Annotated in this window: 13 protein-coding genes and 1 pseudogene; 5 read left to right on the top strand and 9 right to left on the bottom strand. The window is 55.8% G+C overall.

Annotated elements, in window-relative coordinates; translation table 11 throughout:
* The first annotated feature begins 69 nt into the window (after positions 1 to 69).
* On the top strand, positions 70 to 522 hold the full coding sequence (locus D882_RS0129895; protein ID WP_027926626.1) for a GNAT family N-acetyltransferase: 453 nt from the start codon (positions 70 to 72) through the stop codon (positions 520 to 522).
* 97 nt (positions 523 to 619) lie between these two features.
* Here D882_RS0129895 and D882_RS0129890 read toward each other — a convergent pair whose 3' ends face one another.
* The 3 genes from D882_RS0129890 to D882_RS0129880 are packed head-to-tail and all read right to left on the bottom strand — an operon-like array spanning position 620 to position 3,602.
* On the bottom strand, positions 620 to 916 hold the full coding sequence (locus tag D882_RS0129890; RefSeq protein ID WP_027926625.1) for a helix-turn-helix domain-containing protein: 297 nt from the start codon (positions 914 to 916) through the stop codon (positions 620 to 622).
* A gap of 25 nt (positions 917 to 941) precedes the next feature.
* Positions 942 to 1,433, bottom strand: a complete 492-nt coding sequence (locus D882_RS0129885) for a M48 family metallopeptidase (RefSeq protein WP_027926624.1) — start codon at positions 1,431 to 1,433, stop codon at positions 942 to 944.
* A 45-nt stretch (positions 1,434 to 1,478) separates the two neighbouring features.
* Positions 1,479 to 3,602, bottom strand: a complete 2,124-nt coding sequence (locus D882_RS0129880; protein ID WP_027926623.1) for a bifunctional diguanylate cyclase/phosphodiesterase — start codon at positions 3,600 to 3,602, stop codon at positions 1,479 to 1,481.
* A 323-nt stretch (positions 3,603 to 3,925) separates the two neighbouring features.
* Between D882_RS0129880 and D882_RS0129875 the strand changes: the two genes are divergently transcribed.
* Positions 3,926 to 4,594, top strand: coding sequence for a polysaccharide lyase family 7 protein (locus D882_RS0129875; protein WP_027926622.1), 669 nt, complete (start codon positions 3,926 to 3,928; stop codon positions 4,592 to 4,594).
* A 583-nt stretch (positions 4,595 to 5,177) separates the two neighbouring features.
* A complete protein-coding gene (locus D882_RS0129870; protein WP_027926621.1) occupies positions 5,178 to 5,471 on the top strand; it encodes a hypothetical protein in 294 nt (97 codons plus the stop codon).
* Positions 5,472 to 6,099: 628 nt separating this feature from the next.
* Here the strand turns inward: D882_RS0129870 and D882_RS1000000132800 are convergent.
* Positions 6,100 to 6,288, bottom strand: coding sequence for a hypothetical protein (locus tag D882_RS1000000132800; protein ID WP_155953759.1), 189 nt, complete (start codon positions 6,286 to 6,288; stop codon positions 6,100 to 6,102).
* Positions 6,289 to 6,500: 212 nt separating this feature from the next.
* Between D882_RS1000000132800 and D882_RS1000000132490 the strand changes: the two are divergent.
* Positions 6,501 to 7,100, top strand: a pseudogene (locus tag D882_RS1000000132490) (transposase); the annotation flags it as partial.
* A gap of 249 nt (positions 7,101 to 7,349) precedes the next feature.
* Positions 7,350 to 7,886: a hypothetical protein gene (locus D882_RS0129860; RefSeq protein WP_027926619.1), complete on the top strand. Its 537-nt coding sequence runs from the start codon at positions 7,350 to 7,352 to the stop codon at positions 7,884 to 7,886.
* A 114-nt stretch (positions 7,887 to 8,000) separates the two neighbouring features.
* Here D882_RS0129860 and fba read toward each other — a convergent pair whose 3' ends face one another.
* The 5 genes from fba to epd all read right to left on the bottom strand — a co-directional run bounded on the left by fba (position 8,001) and on the right by epd (position 12,081).
* Positions 8,001 to 9,065 carry a class II fructose-bisphosphate aldolase gene (gene fba, locus D882_RS0129855; protein WP_008081027.1) on the bottom strand — a complete coding sequence of 355 codons (1,065 nt, stop codon included), beginning with the start codon at positions 9,063 to 9,065 and terminating at the stop codon, positions 8,001 to 8,003.
* Between the two features lie 128 nt (positions 9,066 to 9,193).
* Positions 9,194 to 9,526, bottom strand: coding sequence for an MliC family protein (locus D882_RS0129850; protein WP_027926618.1), 333 nt, complete (start codon positions 9,524 to 9,526; stop codon positions 9,194 to 9,196).
* A gap of 56 nt (positions 9,527 to 9,582) precedes the next feature.
* Positions 9,583 to 9,804 carry a hypothetical protein gene (locus D882_RS0129845; RefSeq protein ID WP_027926617.1) on the bottom strand — a complete coding sequence of 74 codons (222 nt, stop codon included), beginning with the start codon at positions 9,802 to 9,804 and terminating at the stop codon, positions 9,583 to 9,585.
* A gap of 34 nt (positions 9,805 to 9,838) precedes the next feature.
* Complete coding sequence (locus D882_RS0129840) at positions 9,839 to 11,002, bottom strand: phosphoglycerate kinase (protein WP_027926616.1); 1,164 nt, start codon at positions 11,000 to 11,002, stop codon at positions 9,839 to 9,841.
* A 17-nt stretch (positions 11,003 to 11,019) separates the two neighbouring features.
* Entirely contained in the window at positions 11,020 to 12,081 is a 1,062-nt protein-coding gene (gene epd / locus D882_RS0129835; protein WP_027926615.1) for an erythrose-4-phosphate dehydrogenase, read from the bottom strand.
* Between the last annotated feature and the right edge of the window lie 4 nt (positions 12,082 to 12,085).

Below are 12,085 nucleotides of genomic sequence, written 5' to 3'. Positions count from 1 at the left end.
TTCCCCGCCATAAAGACAATGATCCTCAGGACGCTTAGTATCGAGCGACGATGCTCAAGGAAAGTGAATATGACAATTGACTGGATCTGCAAACACCACAGCGATTTGGGCAAGGAACAGCTGTACGCCATTCTGCAACTGCGCTCAGAGGTGTTCGTCGTCGAGCAGAAATGCGTCTATCAAGACATCGATGGCCAGGACCTGGAAGGTGACACCTGCCATTTGATGGCATGGGAAGAGAATCGGCTGGTGGGTTACCTGCGATTGCTCGATCCGCAGCTACAAGGAGGAGATGTGGTGATTGGCCGGGTGATCGTTGCCCCGACGGCCCGTGGCACCGGGATTGGGCATGAGCTGATGGCGCAGGCGTTGAAGCAGGCTGAGAAACATTGGCCGGACATGCCGGTTTACCTGTCGGCCCAGGCGCATTTGCAGGGGTATTACGGGAAGTACGGGTTTGTGGTGGCGGGTGAGGAGTATGTCGAGGATGGCATTCCGCACATTGGGATGCGTCGGCCTTAAGGGCCCCATCGCGAGCAAGCTCGCTCCCACAGGGATCACCTCAATCCTGTAGGAGCCGAGCTTGCTCGCGATGGCATCAGCTGCAACACCGCAAAAGCTAGGGGTACTCAAGCACCTCTTTGATCTGCCGCAAATTCCGCTCGATCCACCCCCGATCAATCGCCCCCCACTCACGAATCCGATAACGCCCCGCATGATTGCGCGCACCTTCTTCCTGTTCGAACTCGCAAATGATGTCCAGGTCCGCCAACGCCGCAATCGTGTCCTGCGCCGTGCGCCGGGGCATGCCGGTGACTTCGGTCAAGGCCGGGACGCTGCTCGCCAGCCCGCTGTCGATCAAGTACGCCACGTACAACCGGCGGTAAAAACTGCTCTTGGTCTTGCTGACTTCCATTCAAACACTCCCGGCCGTTGATCCGTTATTGCATGTCCCGCCAGGTCAGGTACACCCGCAGGTCAAACTCCACCTGGTGATAGCCCGGCAGCATGTGTTCGCAGAGTTTGTAGAACGCTTTGTTGTGATCCGACTCTTTAAAGTGCGCCAGCTCATGCACCACGATCATTTTCAGAAACTCCGAAGGCGCTTCCTTGAACAGCGAGGCCACACGGATTTCTTTCTTGGCCTTGAGCTTGCCGCCCTGCACCCGCGAGATCGTGGTGTGCAAGCCAAGGGCGCGATGCGTGAGGTCTAGACGGTTATCGAACAACACTTTGTCGATGGCTGGAGCATTGCGCAGGTATTCCTGCTTGAGATCCAGCGCGTAGGTGTACAGCGCCTTGTCGCTCTGCACACCGTGCTTTTCCGGGTAGCGCTTGGTCAGGTAATCGCCCAGCCGATCGTCGGCGATCAACTGGCGCACTTGATCCTGCAATGCAGCAGGATAGGCCTGGAGGTATTTCAACGCGGTCATTGGGGCGGCAACACGAATCACGAAAAGGTCGCCAGTGTAGCGAATTCAACTGTTCAGTGCGCTCCAGTCGAACGGCTGCACAAAGTCGCCGACGTCCTCGGCCATCATCGGTCGCGCCACCAGAAAACCTTGCACGTACTCACAGCCATTCGCTTGCAGCCATTGGTACTGCGCAACGGTTTCCACCCCTTCGGCGATCACCAGCATTCCATATTGCTTGCACAGGTCGATCACAGTGCGCACCAGGGCGGCATCCCTTGAGGACTCGGGCAGCCGGGAGATCAAATGCCGGTCGAGCTTGAGCGTGTCCAGTTCCAGGTCCCGCAGATGCGCCAGCGAGCAGGGCCCGGAACCAAAGTCATCGAGAGCCACCCGCACCCCAAGATTGCGCAGCAGACGCAGGGTCTTATGGGTTTCTTCCGGGTTTTGCATCAGCGCTTCTTCCGTTACTTCGACTTCCAGATGACGCGGTTGCAGGCCATGGCGCTCCAGCACCTGGCGCAACTCGGTGACCAGATTGGGCATGCCGAACTGAGTGCTGCTCAGACTGACGCCGAGCACCAGATCTTCGGCAAACAGGGTTTCCCAAGCCTTTCGCTGCCCGGCTCCACGCTGGTAAATCCAGCTGCCCAGTCGACTGATCAGTCGCGCCTCTTCCAGCAACGGCAAAAACAGCCCCGGCGGCACATCGCCGACACTCGGGTGCTGCCAGCGCAGCAACGCCTCGAACCCGCGAACCTGTCCATTGGCAATGGACACTTGAGGTTGGTACACCAAATTGAAATCACGGTTTTCGATGGCCGTGCGCACGCTCTCTTCGAGCATCAGCCGCGAACGCGCCCGGCCGTTCATCTCGTGATCGTAGAAACGGTACTGCTGACGGCCCGCGCGCTTGGCTTCGTACATGGCAATGTCCGAGGCCCGCAACAAACCGTCGAGGTTCGCCCCGCAATCCGGAAACGTCGCAATCCCGATGCTGGCGCCCAAAGTGATTTCCAGTCCATCAATCTGCTGACAGATGGATACCCGCTCGATGAGTTTTTCCGCAATCTTCGCCGCCTGCTCGGGAAACTCCAGGTCCAGCAGCGCCGTAAATTCATCGCCGCCCATCCGCGCCAGAATGTCGAACGGCCGCAAGCAGGCCTTCAACTGCTCGGACACCCAGCGCAGCACGCGGTCGCCGGCATCGTGGCCGAGGGAGTCATTGACCCGTTTGAAGCCGTCGAGGTCCAGGTACAGCAGCACCCAGGCGCTGTCGGTGCGTTCACCGCGCAGCAACAGGTTTTCCACGGTCTGGTAGAAACCCCGACGATTGAGCAGGCCGGTCAATGGATCGGTCACGGCCTGGAACTCCAGCTGCTGATGCAGGTGGCGCACCACCGACATGTCCAGCACCGTCACCACCATCGCGTGCTGCTCCGCAGGCAATGGCGCGCATGACAGCGCCACCGGCACCTGTTGGCCGGGCGCAGTACGCAACAGCGCATCATGCAGGCGCAAAGTCTCGCCGCGCCGGTAACCGGTATAAATTTCGGATTCCAGCCAGACCGGGATGTGCGGTTTTTGCAGGAAGTCCAGAAAATCCCTGCCTTGCAGCTCCTGCACCGTTGCGTTCAGCAGCCGCGACATCGCCGGGTTGGCAAATTGGATAACCCCGTCCTCACTCACCACCAGAATGCCTTCGGCCGCGTTCTCCAGCACCGAGGCATTAAACGCGCGTGCGACTTCCAGGTCGTGGCTCAAGCGCTGCAAGGCACGGCGATTGCGCTGGTGTTCCAGCAGGGCCTGGACTTTAGGCTTGAGGATTTGCGGATCGAACGGTTTGAACAGGTAATCCACCGCGCCGCTGGCGTAGCCCTTGATCACCGCGTCCGGGGATTGTTCGTTGGCGGTGAGGAAGATGATTGGTGTAAGGCGGGTTCGCTGGCTGCCGCGCATCAGGCGCGCGACTTCAAAACCGTCCATGCCCGGCATTTGCACATCGAGCAGCACCAGGTCGACATCGTGTTCGAGCAAAAGGTTTAGCGCTTCAAAGCCGGAGGCCGCGGTCATCACCTGCCAGTCCTGGCGCTGGAGCAACGCGCGCATGCTGATCAGGTTTTCAGGGTAATCATCGACGATTAAAAGGACCGAGTTGCCTTCGGCTGGCGTGGGTTGCGCGCATTCCATGCTGCTTCTCTTGTTCGGGGACGTCAGGCCGGTTTCTCGTGAAAACCGGACAAATACTAGGCCTTCACTCTAGACCGGGATCCACAAAAGCAGAAGCCATCAGAGCGCCATCATTTAACTAACGCGTTCATTTGCCGACTAACGGTCGGTCCTGAAAGCCCCGAAAACCGGGAAAGATGGCATTTCGACAGGACGTTGACGCCAAATCTCTGCCGGATGGGCATTAACAAAGTGGCCTCGTACGCTTATAAAGACCGCCCCCCGATGCGCGGGCTAGAGCTTCTGGCACGCGCGTGCAGCAAAAATTTGTGGAAGCTTTGTCTATGATCGATCTCGCAACCTGGAACCTCAGCGTTCCCGTTGGCAATCCGCCGTATACCGTTGAAACCGCCAAACTGGTGGACGGCTTCAAGGACCAATACTTCCACTCAGACACCGGCACCTTGTTTTTCTGGGCACCCGTCACCGGCTCTAAAACAGCCAATGCAAAGTATCCCCGCACTGAACTTCGAGAAACCTACAGCAACGGCACCCTGAAAAACTGGCTCTACCCGGACGCCGACAACTCCCTGCGGGCGACGCTGGCGGTGAATCAGGTACCGAGTTCAGGAAAGATCGTTATTGGCCAGATCCATGCGTATGAAAGCCAAAGACCGATGGTGAAGGTCGAGTATCAGTACAAGACCAGCACCGCCACCGGCAACATCGTTGCCAAAGTGCGCATGCATCCGGATGACGATGAAGGTCGGGTGATCACCATCGCCACCGGGGTGAAACTTGATCAGGAGTTTTCCTACCTCATCCACCTGAGCCCCGGCGGTGCATTGGGCATCAGCGCGGCAGGCTACCAGTGGGACACCAACATCAGCGCGACGTGGCGCGACAAGCCGCTGTATTTCAAGGCCGGGGTCTATGTGCAAGACCACACCGGGTACACCAGCGAAGGCGGGAAAGTGACGTTCAGCAAGCTGGATATTGATCACGACAAGTAAAAACACCGCATCCCCTGTAGCAGCTGCCGAGCCTGCGAGGCTGCGTCCGAGGACGAAGTCCTCACAATCCCCTTTACGACTGCTGCGGAGCCGAACGCAGCCTCGCGCTGCTCGACAGCTGCTACGGCGCCCGAAAAACGCGTAGGACACCTCCGACTGTGGCGAGGGAGCTTGCTCCCGCTGGGCGGCGAAGCAGCCCCAAACCCTGCCACTCCTTTCCCACAGACACGCCACACCGCCCGGTTTACGGAAGCTGCCCCGCCGAACGGGAGCAAGCTCCCTCGCCACAATGACCGCATGCACGTCCTACAGCCCGGTTGTGAATGCCGAAATTGCTGCCTAAAGTTGGCCTGTCGCTGACCATTGTTGGCGATAGGGTTTCGCAGCCCTAGCGAGTTAGATCCACAACCGTCAAAATACGGCGCGGCAACTTTGCCTGTGCTCTTTTTATGGCGGCTGTGCGTGGGAGACCATCTGGTCTGCCGGGTCTTAACTCCTCGGTCTGCGAACCCGCGCGCAGTTGCCACCCAATTTGTTTCGCAGCAGACGGTGGCAAATTCTTTTTTTGAGTTAAGGATTTTCCATGAGCAATCAGCAACCGCCACGCCGCTTTACCCCAATGTCCCAGCTGTCCACCGACTATCCCGTCCTTCTCATCGACAGCGACGCCCCGCTACGCGAACTCCACAACTGCGTCAGCGAACGTCTCAACGCCGTCCTCAAGTACCTGAACCTGATGGCCTGCACCAGCCTCCCCGATTACGCCGAAAACGGTATCAACACCGTCACCAACATTGCGCGAATCCTGGTCCAGGATATCGCTGACGTGTTTGGGGTAATCGAGCAGCGAGGGTTCGAATTACCTAAAGTTCGCTAGCAAATATTCACGCAATAAAAACCCGCGCATAGCGGGTTTTTATTAAAGGCACAAACACCAAATCTTAATACTTAAAACTCGAAGTTCGCCAACGACACTCAAACAACGCTTACTCAACGGAGGATCAACTGGAACAACAATGGGGACAGATTTATTTAATTACACCACCGACTGCCCCGTCCTGCTCATAGACAGTGATAGTCTGCTACACGTGCTCCACAGACAGACCTGTTTAACACTCTATTTCTTACCACAATAAATCTCTCGCTTAAGGAGATAAGGGCTCGTTCGTGTTTCCCATTCCGCATGCGCCTTATCTCTTGCCTCATCAACTGAGCCAGCTTTAAAGGTTTTAGAAACCTCCCCATTATGAGACCTATAACTACACGTATACTCTGAGTCTTCAGCTCTCAAGCTGAGAGATAGAAACAGCATTAAAGAAAACGTGACGAATAAAACAAGTATTTTTCTTGGCAGATACATATTGCAACTCCCTTACTTAAAATATGAAGATGAGAACAATGGGGACACATTTATTTAATTATCGTCAAGAAACGAAGTACATCAACAGGCGCAGAATCTAGAGTAAATTTGCGGGAATCTCTCAGGGAGAGATCCATTTAGCCCTCTACTTCTTTTTACAGTTTTCACTTTTAGGATCATAATTCTCCTTGGTACACTCAGCAGCAAAGACGTTTTTTGAAGAATGTCCTGTTTCGTCATAAGACGCGCCCTGAGTTGTATCTTTAGCAACAGCCAATCCACACACGGCGGAAAGACTCATAACTAGAAACATAATTGCAGTAGTTTTTTTCATAACTCACCTCACACACAACAAATAAAGGACCAATAAGAAAAATGGAGCAGATTATTTAATCCACCTCTTCCCCTTTCCTCTCGACTTACATATCAAACAATAGGCAGCAACCAGCATTAAATCACCTGTAATAAATGACAGTTTTTCATACGTTTTTGCGATAGCAGAGATAACTGAAAAGCAGACGAGACTGAAAACAAATCCGAGCGGGCGACTTCCAGCGCTATCTCGAAGATCTGCGAGAGCTCAAAACGCTATATGACGTTAAAGTCTATGCCTTCTGTTTAATGACCAATCATGTCCACTTACTCCTCGCACCAGGAGACGCGAGTCTCGGGCAATTGATGAAAGGCCTGGCGGGCCGTATGACGCGCTATCGCAACAAGCTGGAGGGACGCTCCGGTACCTTGTGGGAGAGTCGATACAAATCCAGCGTGGTTCAATCCGACACCTATTTGCTGGCTTGTAGTCGATACATCGAGCTAAATCCGGTACGAGCGCAAATGGTACAGCGTGCACAGGATTACCCCTGGTCGAGCTTGCACCTGCGCCTCAACGAAGCGGCCGGACATCATTGGCTGGATGAAAATCTTTGCTTTGCCGAATTGGGTAATACTCACGCCGAGCGACTTGCTCGCTATACCTCCTTTATGGAGCAGAGGATTCCCTCCTCGGAGTTGCAGTTGATCCGAGGAGCCCTTCAGCGCGGACAATTGACGGGCAATCCACGATTCACAGACGAGATTGAAAAAATTACTGGCCTGCGAATATCTCATCGAGCGCAAGGCAGACCTGCGAAGCAACTCGAATAAAATAACGCCGGGGACGATTATTAAATAAATCTGTCCCCTTTTAGTCATTAAATAAATCCGTCCCCTTTTCCAAGCTGGTTTATTTATAGCAAAAGGATATTAAAAACTGTCAGATTTTACAGGTGCGGATAGAGAGACCGACACCTATTCTCTTCCATGCAGCACTGCTAAAGAAAAACGAATAAAAAAGCCAACCCAACTCTTTCTTAGCTTCTGATTTTCTAACTTAATTAGTGAGGGAACACTTCCATGGCCAGCTTGCCGTATTACCACGAATCTTATGTTGCCTCACTTATCAAGTCCCAGCTCGAACGCGGCGATATACAAACATTAATCTCCGAGAAAGAACTACGCTCTATGGAACAATCAGAGGAACAATCAGAGGAACAACTAGACTTTTGCTTACCCAAAGAGGATGACCATCAGCACCTCCATATTTACGACTTATTGAAAAAATTACCCCCCCTCTCTAATATCAACCAATTTCAGACATTTAAGCAACTTGCATCCGCGGAAAATGAAGCTACTAAAAAAGCTGCGGAAGAAATGATGAAAACTCATCATAAAAAACTATCCGGACGCAACACAGGGGCTTCCCAAATAGATTACATTAGAGCAAAGAACGCACAATTTGGACTTGATATAAACCAACCCACCGAATCAGAGATAGAAGATGCAGGTAAAATTCTACAGCGAATAAAGGCAAGCGGTGAATATGAAGGATTCAACGCAGCGTATGAGGATTTTCGACGCGAAGGGGCCCGTATTGACTGGGTGCCAAATTAAATTTGACTTATATAACTAAATACAAAACATTCTATTGTTTCTTTGAAACCAAGAGTAACTCCATTAAAACCCCGCCGATCGGCGGGTTTTTTTTACTACTGAAACACGGAAGAATTAGTTCACCTTAGCGTTCAACTCACCCTTCAAATACCGCTGATACATCGCTTCCAACGAGATCGGCTTGATCTTCGAAGCATTCCCCGCAGTACCAAACGCTTCATAACGAGCAATACAAACATCACGCATCGCAGTCACAGTCGCGCCGAAGAATTTACGTGGATCGAATTCACTCGGGTTGGTGGCCATCAGGCGACGCATCGCACCGGTCGACGCCAAACGCAGGTCAGTATCAATGTTGACCTTACGCACGCCGTGCTTGATGCCTTCGACGATCTCTTCAACCGGCACGCCGTAGGTTTCTTTGATGTCGCCGCCGTACTGGTTGATGATCGCCAGCCACTCTTGCGGAACCGAAGAGGAACCGTGCATCACCAGGTGGGTGTTCGGGATGCGCTTGTGGATTTCTTTGATGCGGTCGATGGCCAGCACGTCGCCGGTAGGTGGCTTGGTGAATTTGTACGCGCCGTGGCTGGTGCCGATGGCGATGGCCAGGGCATCAACCTGAGTGCGTTTGACGAAGTCAGCGGCTTCTTCCGGGTCGGTCAGCATTTGGCTGTGATCCAGAACGCCTTCGGCGCCGATGCCGTCTTCTTCACCGGCCATGCCGGTTTCCAGCGAACCCAGGCAGCCCAGCTCGCCTTCTACCGAAACGCCGCAGGCGTGAGCCATGGCCACGGTTTGTTGGGTAACACGGACGTTGTAGTCGTAGTCGGTCGGAGTCTTGCCGTCTTCGCCCAGGGAACCGTCCATCATCACCGAGCTGAAGCCCAGTTGGATGGAGCGCTGGCAGACGTCAGGGCTGGTGCCGTGGTCCTGGTGCATGCACACCGGGATGTGCGGGAATTCTTCGATCGCCGCCAGGATCAGGTGGCGCAGGAACGGGGCGCCGGCGTATTTGCGAGCACCGGCCGAGGCCTGGACGATCACCGGAGAGTCAGTCTTGTCAGCGGCTTCCATGATGGCGCGCATCTGCTCAAGGTTGTTGACGTTGAAAGCTGGAACGCCGTAGCCGAACTCGGCTGCGTGGTCCAGCATCTGGCGCATGCTGATAAGTGCCATTGTGTGTGTCTCTCCCGGTTTGGGTCGTTAATCGTGCCAGCCTGCCGTAGCGGCGGCGGCTATTCAAGTTATTGCAGATCGGGGGTAAAGCCCGGGCTGCGAATTCGGGTGTTGCCTGAATCTGTCAATTACTGCGCTTTACAACCGCGGCCAATCAAATCATTGGTGGCGACCCAGTAAACCAGGCCTTCCTCACCTTTTACGTGAAACGCCAGCATGTCATTGCTGTACAGCGAACCTTCGGCGCCCGGCTCCTGCTTCAAGCGGTACACCTGATCGGCCCCGCCGAGGCGCACGTCGACTTCCTTGCGGCTGTCGTCGGTGTAGCGCCACAGCACTTTGGCCTGGCTGTCACAGGTCCAGGTGGTCCAGTTATCCACGGGGGCGGACGACTGGAACAGGTTCAACTGAGCGCAACCGGCCAGCAACGCCAACGCCGTAACGGCGATAAAACCTTTCATCCATGTTCCTCGACTGACGGCGCACGCCGCCAGCCCTGAGTAATGAGTCAGACCCGTCAAGGACAACCATGTTCCTTGGCGGGTGTCTGTGTCTCGTATTTATCCAGGCCATCGGGACCGGAACGCTTGTTTAGCACAGGATTGGTTTCCGCTTGCCAGTCGGCCTGGTAGCAGCCTTTTTCCTGCGACTGCGGCGCAGGCTCCGGCGTGGCTTTCGGGTTACTCCCGCAAGCCGCCAGCATGCCCGCTGCGATCAACAGCGTTAACGTCTTGACCATGTAAACACTCCTTTGCCTGGTCAAATGGGCGGCCTCAGGCCTTCGCCCGGCTTTCCAGGACTTCAACGGCTGGCAGCACTTTGCCTTCGACGAACTCGAGGAAAGCGCCGCCGCCGGTAGAAATGTAGGAGATCTGATCCGCAACGCCATATTTATCAATGGCCGCCAGGGTGTCGCCGCCGCCAGCGATGGAGAACGCCGAGCTTTCGGCGATGGCCTGGGCCAGCACTTTGGTGCCGTTGCCGAACTGGTCGAATTCAAACACGCCAACCGGGCCGTTCCACAGAATGGTCTTGGACGACTTCAGCAGCTCGGCGAAATTCGCTGCGGTCTGCGGGCCGATGTCCAGGATCATGTCGTCGGCAGCCACATCAGCGATCAGCTTGACGGTAGCGGTCGCGCTTTCAGCGAATTCCTTGGCAACCACAACGTCCACCGGCAATGGCACGCTGACTTTGGCAGCGATTTCGCGAGCGGTGTCCAGCAGGTCCGGTTCATACAGAGACTTGCCGACCGGGTGACCGGCAGCGGCCAGGAAGGTGTTGGCAATGCCGCCGCCAACGATCAACTGGTTGCAGATCTGGCTCAGGCTGTTCAACACGTCGAGTTTGGTCGAGACCTTGGAGCCGGCAACGATGGCAGCCATTGGCTGGGCCGGGGCGCCGAGGGCTTTGCCCAGTGCGTCCAGCTCGGCGGCCAGCAACGGGCCAGCGGCAGCGACTTTGGCGAACTTGGCCACGCCGTGGGTCGAACCCTCGGCACGGTGCGCGGTGCCGAAGGCGTCCATCACGAACACGTCGCACAGGGCCGCGTATTGCTGGGCCAGTTCGTCAGCGTTCTTTTTCTCGCCTTTGTTGAAGCGCACGTTTTCGAACAGCACGATGTCGCCGGCTTTCACGTCGACGCCGCCCAGATAATCAGCGACCAGCGGCACTTCGCGGCCCAGGGCCTTGCTCAGGTAGTCAGCGACTGGCTTGAGACTGTTCTCGGCCGAGAATTCGCCTTCGGTCGGACGGCCAAGGTGCGAGCAGACCATCACGGCCGCGCCTTTCTCCAGGGCCAGCTTGATGGTCGGCAGCGAGGCCAGGATTCGCGCATCGCTGGTGACAACACCGTCCTTGACTGGGACGTTGAGGTCTTCGCGGATCAGTACGCGCTTACCTTGCAGATCGAGGTCGGACATCTTCAACACGGTCATGGGTCGCAATTCCTGAGTTACTGTTTTGGAGAAGCTGTTGGAGTAGCTGTTTGCAGATAGTGTTCTGCAACGTCCAGCATTCGGTTGGCAAACCCCCATTCGTTGTCGAACCAGGCCAGGATGTTCACCAGCCGCGGGCCGGAAACTCGAGTCTGACTGGCATCGACGATCGCCGAATGTGGGTCATGGTTAAAATCACAACTGGCGTGAGGCAACTCGGTATAGGCCAGCAAGCCTTTGAGCGGGCCACTGGTGGCGGCCTCGCGCAGAATCCGGTTGACCTCGGTGGCGTCGGTGTCGCTGACGGTCTGCATCGTAATGTCGAGGCAAGACACGTTAACCGTCGGCACTCGTACGGCTTTGGCCTGAATTCGCCCGGCAAGTTCCGGCAGCAGGCGTTCGATGCCGCGCGCCAGACCGGTGGACACCGGGATCACCGACTGGAACGCCGAACGGGTACGGCGCAGGTCTTCGTGATGGTAGGCGTCAATCACCGGCTGATCGTTCATCGCCGAGTGAATGGTGGTGATCGACACGTATTCCAGGCCGATGGCCTGATCCAGCAGACGCAACAGCGGCACGCCGCAGTTGGTGGTGCAGGACGCGTTGGACACCAGCAGTTCGTCGCCGGTCAGGCAATCCTGGTTCACGCCGTAGACAATGGTGGCGTCGACATCCGCCTCGCTGGCCATCGGCTGGGAAAACAGCACGCGCGGCGCGCCGGCGTCGAGGAACCGCTGGCCGTCTTCACGGGTGTGATAAGCGCCGGAGCACTCCAGCACCAGATCGACGTCCAACGACGCCCAATCGATGCCTTCGGGGGTAGCACTGCGCAGGACCTTCACGCAGTCGCCATTAATATGCAGACAATCGCCCTCAACCCGCACTTCGCCGGGAAAACGCCCGTGAGTGGAGTCGAAGCGTGTCAGGTATTCGATGCTGGCCATGTCAGCCAGATCGTTGATCGCGACAATTTCAAACCCGGCCTTTTCGCCTCGCTCAAACAACGCACGCAAGACGCAACGACCAATCCGGCCGTAGCCGTTGAGTGCAACTTTGTAAGGACGCGGTTGAGGCATGGGG

It is taken from the genome of Pseudomonas sp. URMO17WK12:I12 (genome assembly GCF_000514395.1).
GTDB lineage: Bacteria > Pseudomonadota > Gammaproteobacteria > Pseudomonadales > Pseudomonadaceae > Aquipseudomonas > Aquipseudomonas mucoides.
This window is presented reverse-complemented; position numbering and strand designations above follow the sequence as displayed.

Excerpts from the sequence above, each read along its gene's own strand:
- D882_RS0129895 (WP_027926626.1), top strand. The coding sequence starts at position 70 with ATGACAATTGACTGGATCTGCAAACACCACAGCGATTTGGGCAAGGAA.
- D882_RS0129890 (WP_027926625.1), bottom strand. The coding sequence starts at position 916 with ATGGAAGTCAGCAAGACCAAGAGCAGTTTTTACCGCCGGTTGTACGTG.
- D882_RS0129885 (WP_027926624.1), bottom strand. The coding sequence starts at position 1,433 with ATGACCGCGTTGAAATACCTCCAGGCCTATCCTGCTGCATTGCAGGAT.
- D882_RS0129880 (WP_027926623.1), bottom strand. The coding sequence starts at position 3,602 with ATGGAATGCGCGCAACCCACGCCAGCCGAAGGCAACTCGGTCCTTTTA.
- D882_RS0129875 (WP_027926622.1), top strand. The coding sequence starts at position 3,926 with ATGATCGATCTCGCAACCTGGAACCTCAGCGTTCCCGTTGGCAATCCG.
- D882_RS0129870 (WP_027926621.1), top strand. The coding sequence starts at position 5,178 with ATGAGCAATCAGCAACCGCCACGCCGCTTTACCCCAATGTCCCAGCTG.
- D882_RS1000000132800 (WP_155953759.1), bottom strand. The coding sequence starts at position 6,288 with ATGAAAAAAACTACTGCAATTATGTTTCTAGTTATGAGTCTTTCCGCC.
- D882_RS0129860 (WP_027926619.1), top strand. The coding sequence starts at position 7,350 with ATGGCCAGCTTGCCGTATTACCACGAATCTTATGTTGCCTCACTTATC.
- fba (WP_008081027.1), bottom strand. The coding sequence starts at position 9,065 with ATGGCACTTATCAGCATGCGCCAGATGCTGGACCACGCAGCCGAGTTC.
- D882_RS0129850 (WP_027926618.1), bottom strand. The coding sequence starts at position 9,526 with ATGAAAGGTTTTATCGCCGTTACGGCGTTGGCGTTGCTGGCCGGTTGC.
- D882_RS0129845 (WP_027926617.1), bottom strand. The coding sequence starts at position 9,804 with ATGGTCAAGACGTTAACGCTGTTGATCGCAGCGGGCATGCTGGCGGCT.
- D882_RS0129840 (WP_027926616.1), bottom strand. The coding sequence starts at position 11,002 with ATGACCGTGTTGAAGATGTCCGACCTCGATCTGCAAGGTAAGCGCGTA.
- epd (WP_027926615.1), bottom strand. The coding sequence starts at position 12,081 with ATGCCTCAACCGCGTCCTTACAAAGTTGCACTCAACGGCTACGGCCGG.